Here is a 17,446-nt window from a genome sequence, read left to right on the forward strand (position 1 = left end):
GATGTCACGAGTCGGTTTCTTCGGCGTCGGTCAAATGGGTGCGCCGATGGTGTCGCGGCTGCTCGATCACGGTCAGCACAAAGTCGTGCTCTATGCGCGCCGACCCGAGGTGTGCGAACATCATGCCGCGCGTGGGGCTGGTTTGGCTGGCTCGCTCAAGGAGCTCGCGCGAGCCAGTGACGTGTTGATTCTGTGTCTGTTCTCTGATCTGCAGCTGCGTGAAACGGCGTTTGGCGAGGAAGGCTTCCTTGCTCATCTGCCCGAGGGTGCGATCGTCGTGTCGCACACCACGGGTAGTCCGGCGCTCGTCGCCGACATCGCCCAAACAGCGCCGCATGTTCGGGTGATCGACGGGCCAATCAGTGGAGATTCGGAAGACATTCTTCAGGGCAGGCTCACGGTCCTGTTGGGCGGGGAGCCTGATGCGGTCGATACTGCGCGCGACGTGGTAAGTGCTTACGCCGATCCCATCATTGCGACTGGTGCGCTGGGCAGCGCGCTGCTGGTCAAGCTGCTCAATAACCTTCTGTTCGCGGCGAATTCGCAATTGCTCGCGGATACGGCCGCGGCTGGAGCAAAGTTGGGCTTGGACGAGGGGTCGCTACTCGCCGCGTTGAGTGCGTGTAGCGGCAGTAGCGCCGCCCTTCAGCGAGTGCGGCAAGTCGGCGGTCTTGCTCCGTTCGAGCGCCGCGTGACGCCGTATCTGCGTAAGGACGTCGCGACGGCGATAGCGCTGGCCGAGGAGATGGGTGTGTCGATCGACTTTGTGCGCGGTGTCGCGGAAAAAGGACCACTGTCCGTGACGTGATTCCGCCCGGGGTGTCGGCGACTCAGGTTGTCAAGTGTTTTGCGAGTTCGCGCTTGGCCACTTTGCCCAAACCGGTCAGGGGGAATTCATCGAGTATGTACAGCCGTTCGGGCCATTTCTGCTTCATCAAGCCACGTTCATCGAGGAACTGGCAGATCTCTTCGAGTGTGACATCGCGGTGCTTGGGTGATCGTTGGACGACCGCGCAGACGAGCTCGCCGCGTATCTCGTCGGGCAGGCCGAGGACGGCGACGGTGTCGATGAGCGGGTGTGCGAGTAGCTCGTTCTCGATCTCGGCGGGAGCGATGTTCTCACCTTTGCGAATGATCAGATCCTTCATCCGGCCGGTGATCACCAGCCGGCCGTCAGCCCGCAAATATCCGGTGTCCCCGGTTTGAAGCCAGCCTTCTGGAGTGAGAGATGCCGCCCATTGCTCGTCGTCGACGTAGCCGGGTGTCAGGACATCGCCGCGCACTTCGACCTCTCCCGTCGGCGCGATACGGACTTCGGCGCCGGGAACGGGGCGACCCGCACTGTTCGACCGCTGCTCAAAGCTGTCCGAGGCCTGGCTGGCGGTAATAGCGGGGGCTTCAGTCATGCCGTAGCCGTGCAGTACGGGCACCCCGAGCACGAGTCTGATCTTCTCGTGCAGCTCTGGCGGACAGGGTGCACCGCCACCGATCAGCATGCGAAGCGTTGGAATGACGGGAGCATCACCACCTGAGGAGAGCTGTGCGGAGAGCAGCATCTGGTAGAACGCCGTACTTGAGCCAGTGAACGTCACTCGATTGGCTGCAAGCACTGCGGCGATGTCCGGCCCGACCCGCGGCAGCAACAGAACCGAGAACCTCCCGATAAGGGCGCACGAGACATAGAAGATGCCGCCAACGTGTGCGATGGGAAAGTTGATGGTCCCAACGTCGTCGGGCGCGGATCCCAGGCCGAGATACTTCACGTAGCCACGCGCCGCGGTCAACAGCGACTTGTCGCTGTGTCGCACCCCTTTCGGGCGCCCGCTCGTTCCGGACGTGAAGAAGACCCATCGTGCGTAGTCCGAAGGGAAGTTCGCTGCGCCCTCCGATGGCTGGTCATCGGGCATGGTCCGAAGGACGTCGAGGAAATCGGAGGGCAGGCAAATCACGGGTGTATCCGATGGTGCGTTGTGCTGTGTGGTCTCGTCAACGATCAACACGTCGGCGCCAGCGATTTCGAGTGCGGCGGCTACCTCTCGCTGTCGGAACAAGTGCAGCACCGGGACCTGGACGGACACGCTTCGCGAGAGCGCCAACATCAGGACTGCGGCAGCGCAGTGACTGGGTAGCTGCCAAGCGACGGTCATGGTGCTATTGACGCCGTGTGCGGCCAACCAGCGTGCCGCTGCAGCAGACAGGTAGGACACCTCACCGATGGTCAGTCCCGCGCCGGTTGGTTCGAGCAGGAGGGGGCTGTCGGGGCGGTCCAGTGCACCAGCTTCAAGCTGTTCGACGACCGTGCGTGGGGCCATCTGTGCGTCCCTCCGTGGAGTAATCTACTTGGTGACAGAATCTAGGATAGTAATGCCGCGTTCCGCACCAGGCACCGACGATTGCGCGAAATCAGATAAATAGTTATCTATTATGATTTATGCTAGAGCGTGCCGCCAGCCCAGCGAGAGGACATTTCCATGACGAGTTCGTCGGTTGCCGCATCGACACTCCCGTTCAATGCCGAAACCCGCTTGTACATCGATGGGAAGTTGCGGGACTCGCTGACCGGAATGTCTGCCGAAAACATCAATCCAGCCACCGAAGAGGTGCTGGGCGTCGCCACCGACGCCGGCGCCGAGGATATGCAGTCGGCGATCGCCGCAGCGCGGCGTGCCTTCGACACGACCGACTGGTCGACCAATCACGAATTCCGTCAGCACTGCCTCATGCAGCTTCACGACGCCCTTCAGCAGGAGAAAGAGGACATCCGTGCCGAGCTGGTCGCCGAGGTCGGCGCGCCGCTCTCGTCGACATACCTTGCCCAGCTGGAGTGGCCGATCCCTGACGCCGTTCGGTGGCCCGCCCAGTACATCTCCGAGTTTCCATGGGAGCGGAAGCTTTCCGACGGTGCGCTACTGGGCGCGCCGTATCACCGCAAAGTGGTCAAAGAGGCGCTCGGCGTGGTGGGGGCCATCACGCCGTGGAACTTCCCGTTCGAGATCATCAGTAACAAGATTGCGCAGATACTTGCCACTGGCAACACCATGGTGCTCAAACCGGCCATGGAGACACCTTGGAGCGGGCTGCGATGGGGCCGTATCGTCGCGGAGCGCACCGACATCCCAGCGGGTGTGTTCAACGTCGTTCCGACGTCCGACAACGGCGTCGCCCAGCTGCTCGCCACCGACCCGCGCGTGGACATGGTTTCCTTCACCGGCTCGACGGCCGTCGGCAAGCTGCTTCAGAGATTGTCCGCTGACACCATGAAACGCACCTTGCTCGAGCTGGGAGGCAAGTCGGCGTACATGGTGCTAGACGACGCCGACATGGATACCGTCTTGCCGGGATGCATTGGTGCGCTGATGCATTCGGGTCAGGCCTGTGCGATGACTGGCAGGGTGCTCGTCCCCCGCGAGGTGTATGACCAGGCCGTGGAAGTTGCCACTGCGGCGTTCACGGCGGTTCCCGTCGGTGACCCTACCGATCCTGCGACATTCTGCGGCCCCTTGGTGTCGGCCAAGCAACGTGACCGCGTGTTGAATTACATCGATATCGGCCAGCAGCAAGGGGGGCGGGTGACAGTCGGCGGCGGCAAGCCGAAGGGACTCGATCGCGGCTACTTCGTAGCACCGACCGTTTTCGCCGATGTGGACGCGAGCCACCGCCTGTTTCAGGAGGAGATCTTCGGGCCGGTGATTACCGTGACGCCGTACGACAGAGGTGATGAGGGGCTCATCGAGCTGGCGAACAACTCGACCTACGGTCTATCGGGTGCAGTGATGGGTTCGCCCGACCGGGCGATGGCGGTGGCCCGGCGAATCCGCACCGGCAGCTTGATGCTCAACGGCGCCATGTTCTACGGCGCCGACGCACCGTTCGGCGGCTACAAGATGAGCGGCGTCGGTAGGCAAAACGGTCACGAAGGCTTCGAGCAGCATCTTCAGACCAAGTCGATTGGATACACCAGCGCATGACCGATGTGCTCAGCGGGATTCGCGTCGTCGAGCTCGCCGCGTGGACCTTCGTTCCGGCCGCTGGCGCGGTGCTCGCCGATTGGGGCGCCGACGTCATCAAGATCGAACATCCCGAGACCGGTGATCCGCAGCGCGGACTGATCAATTCGGGAATCGTCGCCGGAGCGGGCGGCGTCAACCACTTCATCGAACAGCCGAACCGCGGAAAGCGCAGCATCGGTCTGGACACTTCCAGTCCGGAGGGCCGCGAGGTGTTGATGAAGCTGATTGAGACAGCCGACGTGTTCCTCACCAACCTGCTGCCGGACTCTCGGCGACGCATGGGAATCGACGTGGACCAGGTCCGCGCGCGCAACCCCAAGATCATCTATGCCCGCGGCCATGGTTATGGCACGAAGGGGGAGGCGGCAAACCAAGGTGGTTTCGACCTGGCCGCGTATTGGGCGCGCGGAGGGATCGGTGAGGGCTACGCCGCCGGCAACGGGGCCTATCCGCCGCTTCAGCTGCCGGCGTTTGGTGACGTGTACGGCGGCCTGACAATCGCCGCAGGAATCGCCGGAGCGTTGGTGAAGCGCGAGCGGACGGGTGAACCGTCTATTGTCGACGTCTCTCTGCTCAGCGCCGCCATCTGGCAACTCGGACCCAACATCGTCGGCGCGGGCGTCACCGGTCAGGACGTTCCCAAGTTCTCGCTCGAGGAGATGCCCAACCCGGGTGTCAACCTCTATAAGACACGCGACGGCCGGTTCATCGCCTTTGTACTTCTTCAGGCCGACCGGTTCTGGTCTGATTTCTGTATGCGCCTAGGTCGCCCGGACTTGATTTCGGACGAGCGATTCGCCACTGCGCCCGTGCGTTTCGAGAATCGCAAGGAGTGCATCGCCGAGTTGCGGTCGACGTTTGCAGCCGCGGACTTAGCGCACTGGGAGAACGTCTTTGCAGATTTCGAGGGAGTGTGGGACGTGATGCGCACCGCGCGCGAGATCCACGACGACCCCCAGGTGATTGCGAATGGTTATCTGCCCCGCACTACTGATACCAACGGCAACGAATTCGCGTTGGCAGGCAGCCCGGTCCAGTTCGACGAGACGCCGTTATCACTCAGGTGCGCACCAGAACACGGTGAGCACACCGATGCACTACTGGCCGAACTCGGATACGACGAAGACCAGATCATCGACTTCAAGATCAAGTCGGTCGTACTTTAGATGGTCGCGACTGTCGCCTCCTTGATCGACCTGCTCGACGTCCAACGCGTCGCAAGCGATTCCTACGTAGGGATCACGCCCGACATCGGTATGCCTCGGGTCTTCGGCGGACAGGCGGCGGGTCAAGCGCTATTGGCAGCAGCCAAGACCGTCGAGGAAAAACGTGTCCCGCACTCTGTTCAGACCCACTTCCTCTCCACGGGGCTAATCGGTCCCCCGATCGAATTTCACGTCGAGCGGTTGCGCGACTCCGGCTCGCTGTCCAACAGGCGGGTCATAGCCGAGCAGCAGGGTCGACAGCTCCTCTCTATGCAGGCCGCGTTCCACGCTCCAGAAAACGGACCAGAGCATCAACTGGCTGCCGAAGCTGTCGACGGTCCTCCGTCGGCTGGCGCGGGCCTGCGTCCATTTCCCGAGGACTGGCCGGAATTCTATCGACGATGGTCTTCTCTGGAAGTCGACTGGTACCCGGATTCGCATGTGCGCGGACCTCTCACGACAACCGGCCGGGGCACGCTGTCGCGCCAATGGGTGCGGACATCGGCACCCTTCGACGCTCCCCAAGCGGTCCACAGTGCCATCGCCACATGTGTCGCTGACCTGACATTGTTGATGAGCGCCTTTACGCCCCACGAAATCAAGCCCCATCGCGATATCAAGACGTTCACCCTCGATCATTGTCTATGGTTTCATCGCCCCTTCCGCATTGATGAGTGGCTGCTCCTCGAGCAGGTGTCGCCCAGTGCCTCGGAAGGCAGGGCGTTCTGTATGGGCCGGTTCTTCGATGGGCGCGGCAACCACGTGGCCTCTGTGACCCAGGTGGGCCTCGTTCGAGAGTGGTAACTCATGACTTTTGATTCGTGTCAACATAATTGGAGGAGACACAGATGATCATCGACGCAGACAGTCATGTGTGCGAGCCGCCGGATACTTGGACCTCGCGGATGCCGTCGAAGTGGGGTGAGCTCATTCCGCGGATTCGTTACATCGACGATCTGGAGATGGATGTCTGGTGTATCGGGGACGAGATCGTCAACTCCCTGGCCTTTACCGTCTTTTATCAGGAAGCGGACAATCCGCTGCCGCATCGCCGAGAAGACGACTTTCCCGAGGTGCCGCAACGCGTCGAGGAGGTCCACCCGTCGTCGTGGGATCCAACGGAGCGGGTGAAGGTGCTGAACGAGGCCGGCATCAACATGGCAGCGCTCTACCCGAACCTCGGGCTGACGAATCCGGATCGCTATCGCACCATCCCCGGAGCCACCCTCGACTTCCAATTCGACGTTATTGCAGCGTTTAACGACTTCGTCCTGAGCTGGGCTGAGCGGGAGCCGGGCCGGTTTATCCCGCTCGCGGTCGTCCCGTACTGGGATATCGATCGGTGTGTCAAAGAACTGGAACGCTGCGCTGCCCTCGGTCACAAAGGCTGGGTCTTGTCGGGCACACCCGAATACCACGGCGAGCCGCCGCTGTCGGATCGGCACTGGGACCCGATGTGGGATGTCATCAATGCATCCGGGGGCCCGGTCGCTTTTCACGCCGGCACCACGATGAACCCGGCTGAGTACAGAGTCGATCCGACTCAACGGACGGTGGGCGGGGACCGGGTCCGTGCCGTCGTCGATGTGGTGAAGTCATTCCTTGACAACGCCAACGCCTGCAGCAAGCTGCTGATGTCCGGGGTGCTGCCTCGTTATCCCGACATGAAATTCGCCATAGTCGAAAGTGGCGCAAGCTGGGTGCCGTTCCTGCTGGAGTCCCTCGACGTCCACTTCCTCCGGTACCGGCCGTGGGAAAACCGTCCCGAACTCAAGGCCGACGAACTGCCGAGCGAGGCATTCCGGCGCCAGGTCTTCGTCAACACCTGGTATGAGAATCTCCGCCCCGACGACCTCGCGCTGCTGCCGATCGACAACATCATGTTCGAGACGGACTATCCACACCCAACGTGCCTATTCGGCGAAGAGATCCAAGGTTCGCTGACGACCAAGCTGAGCGCGCTCAACGAGGAGGACCGCAAAAAGGTGGCCTACCGAAACGCGATGCGCTGCTTCAACATCGCTGAGCACGAGGTCGGTAGGATCCCAGGCGCTGCGCTGCCGATCTGATGGTGACCCAGCGAAATACTGGCGCGTCGCCTGCCGCGGAGCAGGACGGCCGGATCGCTGCCACACATGGATCGATCCAATGCCTGGAGATGCAGCACATCAACATTGCTGCGCGGGACCTCGAGCTCACCATGGCACACTTCACCGATGTCTTGGGCGCGCAGTACGTCTACGACATACCGGCACCCCATTGGCATGCCGTGCTCGTCTACGTTGGTGGCGTGCTCTTCGAGCTCTTTGTACCGGAACATTTTCTGCTCAACGGCAGATATGGCCCCCACTACGTGGGGATCGAATACCAGGTGCACGATCTGAGTGCCACCCGTCACCAGCTTGCCGCCCGCGGTGTGGGCTTGATCAGAGACATCGGGATGGCTTTTCACACCGAACCGGAGCCATGCATGGGAATTGCGTTCGAGTTCTACGACCACAGTTTCCACAACGAGCCCTTCGATTGGAAGGAACCCCTCAAGTCGGCCGACTATTGGCGGCGCGATCATCCGATCGGGTACACCGGCCTGAAGCGCTACAGCGTGGCCGTCGCTGACCACGACGCTGGACTGGCCTTTTTTCGGGACACATTCGTCATCGACGAACTCTACGAGGAAGACCGTCCGTTCATCGCCGGAAGGGTGACAGGTTTTCAGTTGGCGGACACTGTGGTCGAGTTGATCAGCCCGACCGGCGCCGGTGTCATCGACCGTCACCTGCGACGGTGGGGCGATGGTGTGCGGTCGGTTGTCTTCGGAGTTCATGATCTCGGTGCGGCCGCAGCCCATTTCGCCGGCCACGGTGTCGAGCTAGCTCCGGGCGACCAGACCGACACTCTCGCGATTATGCCCGCCGACAATCGGGGCGTGATGATGGAGTTCGCTGCCGAATAGGTGTCCGCATCGGCCCACACCCATCATGCGGATTGGCATGGTGAGCCGGGGTAGAAGAGCGGCGCCCGGTTGCGCGGATGCCGAGCAGCTGCCCAAGCTGAGTACCGGAGTCGGGCGGCGGCATGGCGCGCTTCGCTGACGAGGTCGAGATCTCGTTGTCGAAATCTGCTGCACCACAGTGAATCCAGCCGCGGCGAGCATGCCATCGATCACGACGGGTGGTGAAGCCGCGACTCCCCGTATCGCAACCGCGGTGAGCGGACGCAAAATCGCGCACCGGCCTGTGCGGTCGAACCTCGACACCGACCCGACATCCTTGCACTCGGCACTGAGTTTGACGCCATCGCGGGTTGACCAACCAGCCCGATATTTCAGCTCTTTCGCACCGTAGCGAAGAATGACGTCACGTCGTCGACGAAGAGCTCGGGCTGCTCGAACGCGGCGAAGTGACCGCCGCGCGGCATGGACGTCCAACGCGTGATGTTGTAGTTGGGCTCGCACCAACTACGGGGCGTCTTGAATACTTCCTTCGGAAATGCCGCGATGCCGGTGGGTACCTCTACGCGATCGAATTGACCGCCGAAGGTGGAGAAGAAACTCTCCCAATACAGGCGGGCCGACGACGCCGCCGACGCGGTCGTCCAGTACAGCATCACGTTGTCGAGGAGCTCGTCGCGTGTCAGCACGTTCTCCGGGTGGCCGTCGCAGTCCATCCAACGCCAGAACTTCTCAACGATCCACGCCATCTGCCCGACCGGTGAGTCCACAAGACCGTAGCCGAGGGTCTGCGGCCTGGTTGCCTGTTGGCTCGAATAGCCTGAGTCCCAGCGCTGATAGTAGGCGAGGCTGTCTAGCGCCTGTTGCTCTTCGTCAGTCGGCTGGCCCATGTCCGCCGGCGGAAAGCTGACCGGCATGTTGAGGTGAATGGCGACGCATCTTCCGCCGGCACGGCCCAGCTGTGTGGTCACGGCGGCGCCCCAGTCGCCGCCCTGCGCCCCGTACCGCTCGTATCCCAGACGGCCCATCAGCGTATTCCACGCGCTGGCGATCTTCTCGACGCCCCAACCGGTATGCGTGGGCTTGCCAGAGAAGCCGAAACCGGGCAGCGACGGACACACCACGTGGAATCCCATTTCCGTCAGTGGTTCGATCACCTTGTGGAACTCAACGATTGATCCAGGCCAGCCGTGGGTGATCACCAGCGGAAGTGCGTCGCTCAGCGGGGAGCGCTGGTGAATGAAATGGATGTCCAAGTCGTCGATGTCGGTGGTGTAGTGATCGAATCTGTTCAACGCGGACTCGCTTGCACGCCAGTCGTATTCGGTCGACCAATACTCAGCCAACTCGCGAGTGTAGGCGAGCGGCATGCCCTGGCTCCAGTCGTCGACGCATTCGGCCTCCGGCCAACGGGTTCGCTTCAGCCGCGCCTTCAGATCGTCGAGTGCGGCATCGGGAACCGAAATCCGGAAAGGCTTGATGGAGGGCATGCGCCCTTTATATCACAGGTCGAATGAATTCTATAACTGTATAACTGTTTTTTACCAATTACCCCGTGGAAGGATCGTCTCGGATCTCAGGATGCTGATGGCCCAGCCCGACGGCGAGTGGTTGGATACCCCTTCTCATGTTGAACCGTATTGGCGAAACGACGATCTGCGCTCTCGATCGCCCGCAGGGGCGCAACGCCGTGACTCCCGCGATGTACTACGGCATTCGGTACGCGATCAGGCGAGTCAGCGCGGATCCGGACCTGGCTGGATTGATGATCACCGGTACTAGTCACGTGTTCGCAGGAGGTGACTGCAACCCCTAGCGCAACGCCCCGGGGGAGGATCGTCGTCTTCGGCAATGACAACGCAGACGCGATCGGCGGCGGCAAGATAGCGCGTTTCGTGGCCTTTCGATAGGTCGAGAACTCGATGGCTCTGTCCTTTTGGAGTGTCGGTGTGATGGGGTATCCGACCACCGTGTGCTCCGGTCGCCTCATAAGAAGATACTTTGAAACGGGCCGGCCATCCACCCACCTGTCCGGATAGCCCACCCGTCAATTGGTCGGGTCGATGTGCGGCAGGTCGCGCTTAGCCTTGCCGGCGTAACCGAAGAACTTTTCGAAGTTCTCGTCGTTTATGGTGTGTGCCGAATTGCGTTTCGCTGCCGCGCGGAGCGCTTCCAAACGGGCCCGAGCCTTCGACAGGCCGTCCGCGGAGTCGGTCTGCTCGAGATGCACGACGTCGCGCTCGGCCGCCGCGATCTCCAAGCGAAGCCGCTCGCCTGCTTCTCCAAAAGTCAATAGGTCGTGGTCGTCCTCATCGAGCCTTTCGCGTGCTGGGACGGCGGCTGCTCCATCGTCGCTTGCCATGGTCATCCTTTCGGGGGATGGCAATCAGTGATGCCCTATCGTACCGAGCTCGGGGCGGACCGACAGGCGCTCCAGACAGGCGCTCCAGCGCGTATCCGCCAGCGCTGCGTGAGCGCGGAACTTAGCCAGGCCGCGCGGTTCGAGATTATGCGCTGTGACCCAATCGTTCGGTAGCACTGGCCTTCTCGTCCCATTTCAGATGCCGGGGTGTCGCCGATGAATTCTGTCCTGACGAAAAGCAAGCGACCCGGCAGGGGACGACAAGCATCGCGCCCGCGATTGCGTCGGCGGCCTCCGGGTAATCGCGTCGGATTGAGCCGTCAGGAGTCTCGTTGTGTGTGCAAGATGTCGAGGGTCTCGCTCACGGGCCTCCTACAATTTCGCGAGCCGGCGCTCACCGACCGGCGTCCAACCGGTGAGCGAGATCGTGCCCAGGTCCAGCGTCTCGCCGAGCGTGAACTTTCCTGCCATCGACCTTGCAAGGAATTCCTGCATCACTTGATCGGGTTCACGGTCTAGTTCATAGATCACCATGTACCGGTGGGTCGGGGGTGGCAGCACGGCGGGCAATTCCTGGTCATCGGGAACGTTGACCTCGGAGATCGCATACCGTTGCGCCGCAACCACTCCGGGTACATCAAGGACCTGGGGTATGCCCGTGTTGTCGTACCACTTGTTGAAGGCATCGTCCTCGTCAGCGATTGGATTGCTCAGCACGACGAGCACGTTTTTGGCCACGAAAGGGACATTATGACAGTCGACTGCCATAGTCAATTCGGGTGACCTTATACATTCTTGCGCGGTCGTCCTCGTCGAGCCTTTCGTGTGTCGGGACCGCTTCGTCGTCGCTTGGCATGGTCAGTAACCAGTTAACATTCCCGGGTGACCACGGCCCCTGACTGGCGAGCGACCCGGCGACGACGCCCCCGCATGGCACTCCGATCTGGTCGACGGGAAGCCGGTCGCTCCCGGATGGCCGAAATCGGTTGGCGGAATGGAATTGTTCCCATTGCATCCAGAAGTATAAGGCGCGGTTCTTCGAACCACTCCTGCGCGCCGATCGCCGATGTTCGCCGAAGACACCGACGAGGTGATTCGAGGGGTGGGTATCGACGATGCCAAGCTGCTCCATCTGAAATAAGACGGCGCGATCACCCGACCGAATTCACGTATTGACGGCACCGGTCGAGAAGGATCTGCGCTGTACGAATCGGCTGGCTGATCATCACGTCATGGCACGAGTCGACCTCGACGATGGTCTGCACCCCGCCCAGAGCATCGATACTGCGCCGTTGGGACGCGACGGACAGTGCGCGGTCGCGTGTGGTGAGGATCCAGGTGCGGGATATGTCCGCCGGAAGGTCACGTCGGTCCACTGGTTCAATCGCTATCGACACCGTGTCGGGGTACAGCCGTGCCATCGCGAACTGGCGCTGCTTTTCGGTCATCCCATTGCAGAACGCATAGCGCGCAACGAAAGACGGGACTTTCAGCGGTTTCCCTTTTCCCGCGCCGCGCCGAGCGAACCATGCCAGTGGACCGTCGAGCGTGTCCGTGATCGCTTCGCCCTGACGCGGCACGAACGCCGCCGCTAGAACCATCTCACGGACGCGCGCAGAGCCCAGCCGGGCCACCACCCCGGGTACCGTCACCCCCGCCATCGAGTGGCCGGCGATGACGATTTCGCCAAAACCCGCATCATCGATATCGGCGACCACAGAGTCGACCCAGGCGCCGATGGTGGCTGCGGTCAGGTCACCTGGCTTCGAGCCGCGACCCGGAAGGTCCACCGCGAGGATGCGGAGTTCTGGTTCCTGGCGGCGCAACTCGGAGACCGTCAGATCCCAGCAGTCGCCCGCATGCTGGCCACCATGGACGAGAACCAAATCGGGGAGCGGCATCTGAAGTCCTCAGCGGAACCGCGGAACGCGGCTGGCGGCGTCGAGCAGGCGCAACACGATGGGCTCACCCATATGGCCCGCTCCGATGAAGCCCGACGGTGTTAATCACTATGGCCTCCTGCATGGGTTGATGTTCTGAAAGGTTCCCCTGTCCCTACGCGCGCACCGCGAAGCCGGCATCCAGCGGCCAAGCGGTGCCAGTGATGAACCTGCCCTCATCCGAAACCAGCCACGCCACGGCTCCGGCCACGTCTTCCGGTTGCAGGATCTGGATCGGCAGCACGTTCTGCATCGCCGCAACCGCTACGTCGTTGGCTTCGAACAATTTGGCCATCGTCTCGTTCATCACCATCCCGGTCGCCACTCCGGTGGGATGGATTGTGTTGACACGGATGGAGTGCGGGCCGAGATGGTTGGCCCACACCTGCATCAAGCCGACCAAACCCCGCTTTGCGGCGGCGTATGCTTGGCCACCGGCGCGCCCGGTGCCGGTGGCTTTCAAACCGGCACTCGAACTGGTGATCACGATCGATCCGCCGCGACCACCATCGATGAGCGCGGGGATCGCCGACTCAACGGTATTCCACACGCCGACCAGGTTCACGTCGATGATGTCGCGAAAGATCTGGCGTCGCTGCGAGCCTTCAGTGAGTCGAACGATGCCGGCATTGGCCACCACGATGTCGAGCCGACCGAACTCGTCCACACCCTCGCGGACCACGTCGTCGACGGCATCGGCGTCTCGAACATCGGCGTGGCGGGCCACTATTCGCCGCCCCAGATCCTCGACGAGCTTGACTGTGTCATCGAGGTCGGCCGGTGCGGCGTTGGGATAGTCCATCGAGTCGATGTCGGCACAGATGTCCAGCGCTATGATGTCGGCGCCTTCACCGGCCAGGCGCAGAGCATGGGCGCGACCCTGCCCCCGGGCGGCGCCGGTGATGAAGGCGACCTTACCTTCCAAACTTCCCACGATCTCTCCTTAATCTCTCAGTTCTCCGGACTTCCGGTGTGCAGGCGCGCTAATCGGAGGCCTTCTTCGGACGTCTGGACTTCGATGCTCCAGTTGCCGCACGAACACGAGGCCCGGAAGTGCCCGTTTCCGGCAGGATCGCCTGGCCGTCGCAATCGCCGCCGGTGTTCGCGATGCTCGCCAGGAACTCCAGCGGTTTTTCGTGCAGGGCGCTGTCGTCGTCAGCCATGCGCAGTCGCTCCTATCACCTGTGGACGGCGCGGAACACCGGAAGCATCCAGCCGTCCGCGATCGGCGAAAAGTCCACGCGCAGCGCCATTCCGATGGTCACGTCGGCGGGGTCGATGTCGATGATGTTGCTCACCAGCCGGGCACCAGGTGCGTCGGGGAGATCCACCACGGCGGGCACCACCGTCAGCGCAGGCATGCCCGGGATACCGTGTACCACCGCGAAGCTGTACACCGTTGCTTCACCGCTGAGTTCCATCCAGGTGATTGATTTTGATTGACAAGCCGGGCAAAACGGCGTCGGCGGGAGCCGGAAGCTGCCGCAGTCGGCGCACTGGGGCGCGACCAGCCGCCCTTCTTTGGCTGCGTGCCAGAACGGTTCGGTGTCTTTATTGACGGCGATCTGGACGTGCTCGCCGGGCAACGTCGTCGCCAACGTCGCCGGAGGAGCGCTCATGCTGCCCGACCCAGGATGAGGCCGCTGACGGGCAGACTGGCCGGACCGCCGGTGACTAGCGCCAGCTCGGCGTCGGGCACCTGGTTGATCGCGGTGCCGCGCATCTGCTCAACTCCTTCCATGATGTGGGTCATACCGATGATGTAGGCCTCCGACAGCTGGCCGCCGTGGGTGTTGAGTGGAATGGAGCCACCGTCATAGCGAATCGCTCCGCTCTCCACGAACGCGCCGCCCTCGCCCTTCTCGCAGAACCCATAGTCCTCGAGTTGCATCAGCACCATCGGGGTGAAGTGGTCGTACAGCAGTGCCACGTCGATGTCTTCAGAGGTGACTCCGGCCTGGCGGTAGAGCCGCTCGGCGATCGGCTTGTTTCCCGAGGACGCGAAGTATTCGTCGGGCATGCCCATCCACGCGAACGCGCGACCCCAATCCTTGACTCCACCATGGGCGGCGGCGATCACCGGAACTGGTGGCTGACGAAGGTCGCGCGCGCGGTCGGCGCTCGTCGTGATGACGGCGACCGCACCGTCGGTCTCCTGGCAGAAGTCATACAGGCACAACGGGTCTGCGATCATGCGCGCGTCGAAGTAGTCCTTGAGCGTCAGGGGCTCCCGGTGGATCGCGTTCGGCCGATTCATCGCATTGACACGCGTCGATATCGCGATCTCTGCGAAGGCTTCCCGCCGCGTGCCGTACAGATGCATATGCCGACGAGCGAGCACCGACATGAGCTGGCCCGGGCCGAACAGGCCTGACGGCTGCAGGAACGAGTTGATCGGATCGGGCTGCATCGCCGAAAACACCGATCCCAGACGTTGTTTGGATTGCTGCAACGCCATGACGGTCACGACTACGGAGGCATCGCCGGCGACGATGGCGGCCCTTGCCAGCCCGATCGCCCCCGCAGAACCGCCGCCGCCGGAGGTCAGCGCCGCGGTGAACCGGATCTCGGGAATGCCGAGAGTCTCCACGAAGTCGGCGGTGTCCATCTTCTCGGTGTAGCCAGCGCTCGCGCCGGAGTAGTAGGCGAACCCGTCGATGTCGTGGACGGAAAGGCCCGCGTCCTCGCACGCGGCGAGAATCGCGTCGCCGGCTAGTTCGGTGACTGTCTTCGGTAGCGACCCACCACGTTTGAAGTACGGCGTCGCACCGACACCGACGATCGCGACATCGCGAAGACCGTTTCTCGGCACTGGCTTCAGACGCTCTCGGCGGCGACGGGCGGCACGTCGGGGAACAGTTCGAAGAACGCCCCCTGGGTGATGCGCAGCCGCGTCTCGTCGCTCACACCGTCGAACAGCGTCTTCAGCGTGTCTTGAGTGTGGCCGAACGTACCCTCCATGTGCGGATAGTCGCTGCCGAACATGACGTTGCGGTAGCCCATGTGTTCGAACGCCTGCACCGCAGTCTCGTCGTGTTGGAAGGACGCATAGACCTGGTTGAAAAGGATCTCTTTCGGGCTGCGGCTCAACTTCGGCCGAACAACCATGTGGTGCTGTCGGTACCCCTCAAGCAGCCGGTCGCCGAGGAATGGAACCCATGTCGCGCCGCCCTCGGAGATCAAAACCTTCAGGTTCGGATGCCTGTCCAGTGCGCCGGATGCCACCAGCTTCATGGTCGCCCGCTGACCGGAGAACGTCGTCTCGGCGTAGTTCATGATGGCTCCTCCGGGGCCGCGATACACCAGACCGGCTCCGCCGGTCACGCTGTTGGCGGCCGTCACCTCGACGGGGTCTGTGCCGATGTGGAAGGCAAGCACCATGCCGGCCTCTTCGGCCGCCGCCCACAACGGCTCCCAGTCGTCGCGATGCCAGTCCGGAGCGCTGGGGTGCGGGGTGGTCGGCAGGAAGATCGCCTTGAACCCCTTATCGGCCGCCCAGAGCATCTCATCGACCGCGTCGTCCACCACCAGGGTGGAGACCTGCGCTGTGACTACGTAGCGCGGTGATACCGCCACGATCTCCTCGAGCGCCCACTCGTTGCTGGCTCGCATGCACGCCTTGAGCAACTCCGGCGTCCGGAACGATGAGGCCCACATGCCCAGTGACGGGAAGATGACCTCGCCCCAGATACCTTCCTGGTCGAGGTCAGCGAGCCGAGCTCTGGCATCGCGGTTTCCCTGCGCCCGCATGCTCATCTGTGCGAAGTCCACTAGCGCCGACGATGGGAGCTTGCGACGGAACACCTGGCCGTCAACGAAGACGGTCTCGTATTCGCCGTCGGGATCCTTCTCCGCTCGCGGACACAACCCGGCCAGCTGCTTGGGCAGCCGAGACCGCCAGAGATCGTCGGGTTCCAGGAAGTGCGAGTCGCCGGAATTCGCCCATATCTTCGCCATAAGGTCCTCCGCCCATCCGGGTTTGACTGCGAAAAACTATTTTTCAGATAGGCTATGGGCATGCGTCGCGTCATGTCAACCAGCTCGCATCGGAATGAGCTCCAATATCTGCGATCGTAGCCGCTGCGATCAGTGTCACGAGATTTGCGGTGGACGCGTCTACACGCGAAAATGCACTTTTCACAAGCAGTGCAGTCGACATCATTGGCGGCCGAGCCGGTGGGGTCACCCTCGGACGGCCGCCGGCCGCTCGACGGCTGCCGGGCAGCCATCACACCGGCACTGTGCTTCGAGAGTTCGGCTACGATGACGCGACGACCCGCGAATCGCAGGATGACGGTGCAATAGACCGTGGTTGAGAGCAGAACCGTCGACCGCGCCTCGGAGCGCAGGCATATTATTGATGCGGCCTATCGCTGCCTGGATCGCAATTCGGGCTCGTCCGCATCAATCACCGAGATCCTCGACGAGGCGGGGCTTGGAACGCGCGCCTTCTATCGGAATTTCAGCACCAAGCATGACCTGCTGTTGGAGATGTTCCGGCGGGACCGCGAGGCGGTACTTGCGCAACTGCGTGAGGTCGTCGCGAAGGCTGAGACCCCGATCGATGCTCTGCGGTCCTGGATGGAGCACATGTTCGAGATCGTGTCAGATCACCGGCGACGCAAACGCATGGCCACGTTCTACTCGGAAGAGATGCGCCGCACGCCGGGGTACTGGGGCGAACTGGAGTTATTCGTCAAGGCCGAGGAGGCGGCGCTCGCAGCCATCCTGCACCGCGGCAAAGCCGATGGCACCTTTACCGCATGCAGCCCGGAAGCCGACGCCAGGTCGATTCGTGCGGCCTTCGAGGCAGCGTTCGTCAACCGGTTTGAAAGGAAGGCCACCACCGACGTGTCCGTGGAGGTCGATCAACTGCTAGGTTTCATCCTCCGGGGAATTGGGGCGGTCGGATCTGAGCGAGTCTGACGCGTGGGCGAATTGACGGCCTATCGTTGTCTCCACTTCGGCTTAATACTCGC

Annotated in this window: 16 protein-coding genes and 2 pseudogenes; 8 read left to right on the forward strand and 10 right to left on the reverse strand. The window is 62.4% G+C overall.

The annotated features are described in order from the left end of the window. Window position 1: 1 nt before the first annotated feature. Window positions 2–808, forward strand: a complete 807-nt coding sequence (locus AC5Y5E_RS16305; protein WP_499903995.1) for an NAD(P)-dependent oxidoreductase — start codon at window positions 2–4, stop codon at window positions 806–808. Window positions 809–830: 22 nt separating this feature from the next. On the opposite strand, the gene AC5Y5E_RS16310 is transcribed toward AC5Y5E_RS16305, so the two are convergent. After that, complete coding sequence (locus tag AC5Y5E_RS16310; protein ID WP_426646457.1) at window positions 831–2,312, reverse strand: class I adenylate-forming enzyme family protein; 1,482 nt, start codon at window positions 2,310–2,312, stop codon at window positions 831–833. A gap of 159 nt (window positions 2,313–2,471) precedes the next feature. Between AC5Y5E_RS16310 and AC5Y5E_RS16315 the strand changes: the two genes are divergently transcribed. From AC5Y5E_RS16315 to AC5Y5E_RS16335, 5 genes are all read left to right on the forward strand, one after another. Continuing rightward, on the forward strand, window positions 2,472–3,968 hold the full coding sequence (locus AC5Y5E_RS16315) for an aldehyde dehydrogenase family protein (protein WP_426646459.1): 1,497 nt from the start codon (window positions 2,472–2,474) through the stop codon (window positions 3,966–3,968). Further along, entirely contained in the window at window positions 3,965–5,176 is a 1,212-nt protein-coding gene (locus AC5Y5E_RS16320) for a CaiB/BaiF CoA transferase family protein (protein ID WP_499903996.1), read from the forward strand. Before AC5Y5E_RS16315 ends, AC5Y5E_RS16320 begins: the two co-directional genes overlap by 4 nt. A 21-nt stretch (window positions 5,177–5,197) precedes the next feature. Beyond that, a complete protein-coding gene (locus AC5Y5E_RS16325; RefSeq protein WP_426646460.1) occupies window positions 5,198–6,019 on the forward strand; it encodes an acyl-CoA thioesterase in 822 nt (273 codons plus the stop codon). Window positions 6,020–6,063: 44 nt separating this feature from the next. Further along, complete coding sequence (locus AC5Y5E_RS16330; RefSeq protein WP_426646461.1) at window positions 6,064–7,284, forward strand: amidohydrolase family protein; 1,221 nt, start codon at window positions 6,064–6,066, stop codon at window positions 7,282–7,284. Window positions 7,285–7,373: 89 nt separating this feature from the next. Continuing rightward, window positions 7,374–8,168, forward strand: coding sequence for a VOC family protein (locus tag AC5Y5E_RS16335; RefSeq protein ID WP_163681504.1), 795 nt, complete (start codon window positions 7,374–7,376; stop codon window positions 8,166–8,168). Window positions 8,169–8,539: 371 nt separating this feature from the next. On the opposite strand, the gene AC5Y5E_RS16340 is transcribed toward AC5Y5E_RS16335, so the two are convergent. Further along, window positions 8,540–9,655, reverse strand: coding sequence for an epoxide hydrolase family protein (locus tag AC5Y5E_RS16340; protein WP_499903997.1), 1,116 nt, complete (start codon window positions 9,653–9,655; stop codon window positions 8,540–8,542). Window positions 9,656–9,746: 91 nt separating this feature from the next. Here AC5Y5E_RS16340 and AC5Y5E_RS16345 point away from each other — a divergent pair. After that, window positions 9,747–9,969 (forward strand): annotated as a pseudogene (locus AC5Y5E_RS16345) (enoyl-CoA hydratase/isomerase family protein); the annotation flags it as partial. 243 nt (window positions 9,970–10,212) lie between these two features. Here AC5Y5E_RS16345 and AC5Y5E_RS16350 read toward each other — a convergent pair. From AC5Y5E_RS16350 to AC5Y5E_RS16385, 8 genes and pseudogenes are all read right to left on the reverse strand, one after another. After that, window positions 10,213–10,527: an acyl-CoA synthetase gene (locus tag AC5Y5E_RS16350; protein ID WP_083176671.1), complete on the reverse strand. Its 315-nt coding sequence runs from the start codon at window positions 10,525–10,527 to the stop codon at window positions 10,213–10,215. A 372-nt stretch (window positions 10,528–10,899) separates the two neighbouring features. After that, window positions 10,900–11,265 carry a hypothetical protein gene (locus tag AC5Y5E_RS16355; RefSeq protein WP_083176662.1) on the reverse strand — a complete coding sequence of 122 codons (366 nt, stop codon included), beginning with the start codon at window positions 11,263–11,265 and terminating at the stop codon, window positions 10,900–10,902. A 413-nt stretch (window positions 11,266–11,678) separates the two neighbouring features. After that, on the reverse strand, window positions 11,679–12,428 hold the full coding sequence (locus AC5Y5E_RS16360; protein ID WP_083176665.1) for an alpha/beta fold hydrolase: 750 nt from the start codon (window positions 12,426–12,428) through the stop codon (window positions 11,679–11,681). 154 nt (window positions 12,429–12,582) lie between these two features. Beyond that, on the reverse strand, window positions 12,583–13,401 hold the full coding sequence (locus AC5Y5E_RS16365; RefSeq protein ID WP_083176667.1) for a mycofactocin-coupled SDR family oxidoreductase: 819 nt from the start codon (window positions 13,399–13,401) through the stop codon (window positions 12,583–12,585). A 17-nt stretch (window positions 13,402–13,418) separates the two neighbouring features. Continuing rightward, a pseudogene (locus tag AC5Y5E_RS16370) lies at window positions 13,419–13,630 on the reverse strand (hypothetical protein). 15 nt (window positions 13,631–13,645) lie between these two features. Beyond that, window positions 13,646–14,086: a Zn-ribbon domain-containing OB-fold protein gene (locus AC5Y5E_RS16375; protein ID WP_426626859.1), complete on the reverse strand. Its 441-nt coding sequence runs from the start codon at window positions 14,084–14,086 to the stop codon at window positions 13,646–13,648. Then, the gene (locus tag AC5Y5E_RS16380) at window positions 14,083–15,279 is read right to left on the reverse strand and encodes a thiolase C-terminal domain-containing protein (RefSeq protein WP_426626860.1); all 1,197 of its coding nucleotides are present in this window, start codon (window positions 15,277–15,279) and stop codon (window positions 14,083–14,085) included. Before AC5Y5E_RS16380 ends, AC5Y5E_RS16375 begins: the two co-directional genes overlap by 4 nt. Before the next feature lie 5 nt (window positions 15,280–15,284). Next, on the reverse strand, window positions 15,285–16,424 hold the full coding sequence (locus AC5Y5E_RS16385; RefSeq protein ID WP_426626861.1) for an amidohydrolase family protein: 1,140 nt from the start codon (window positions 16,422–16,424) through the stop codon (window positions 15,285–15,287). Window positions 16,425–16,775: 351 nt separating this feature from the next. Between AC5Y5E_RS16385 and AC5Y5E_RS16390 the strand changes: the two genes are divergently transcribed. Next, on the forward strand, window positions 16,776–17,393 hold the full coding sequence (locus tag AC5Y5E_RS16390; RefSeq protein ID WP_426626862.1) for a TetR/AcrR family transcriptional regulator: 618 nt from the start codon (window positions 16,776–16,778) through the stop codon (window positions 17,391–17,393). Window positions 17,394–17,446: the final 53 nt, after the last annotated feature.

This window comes from Mycobacterium sp. NGS54, from assembly GCF_059812465.1.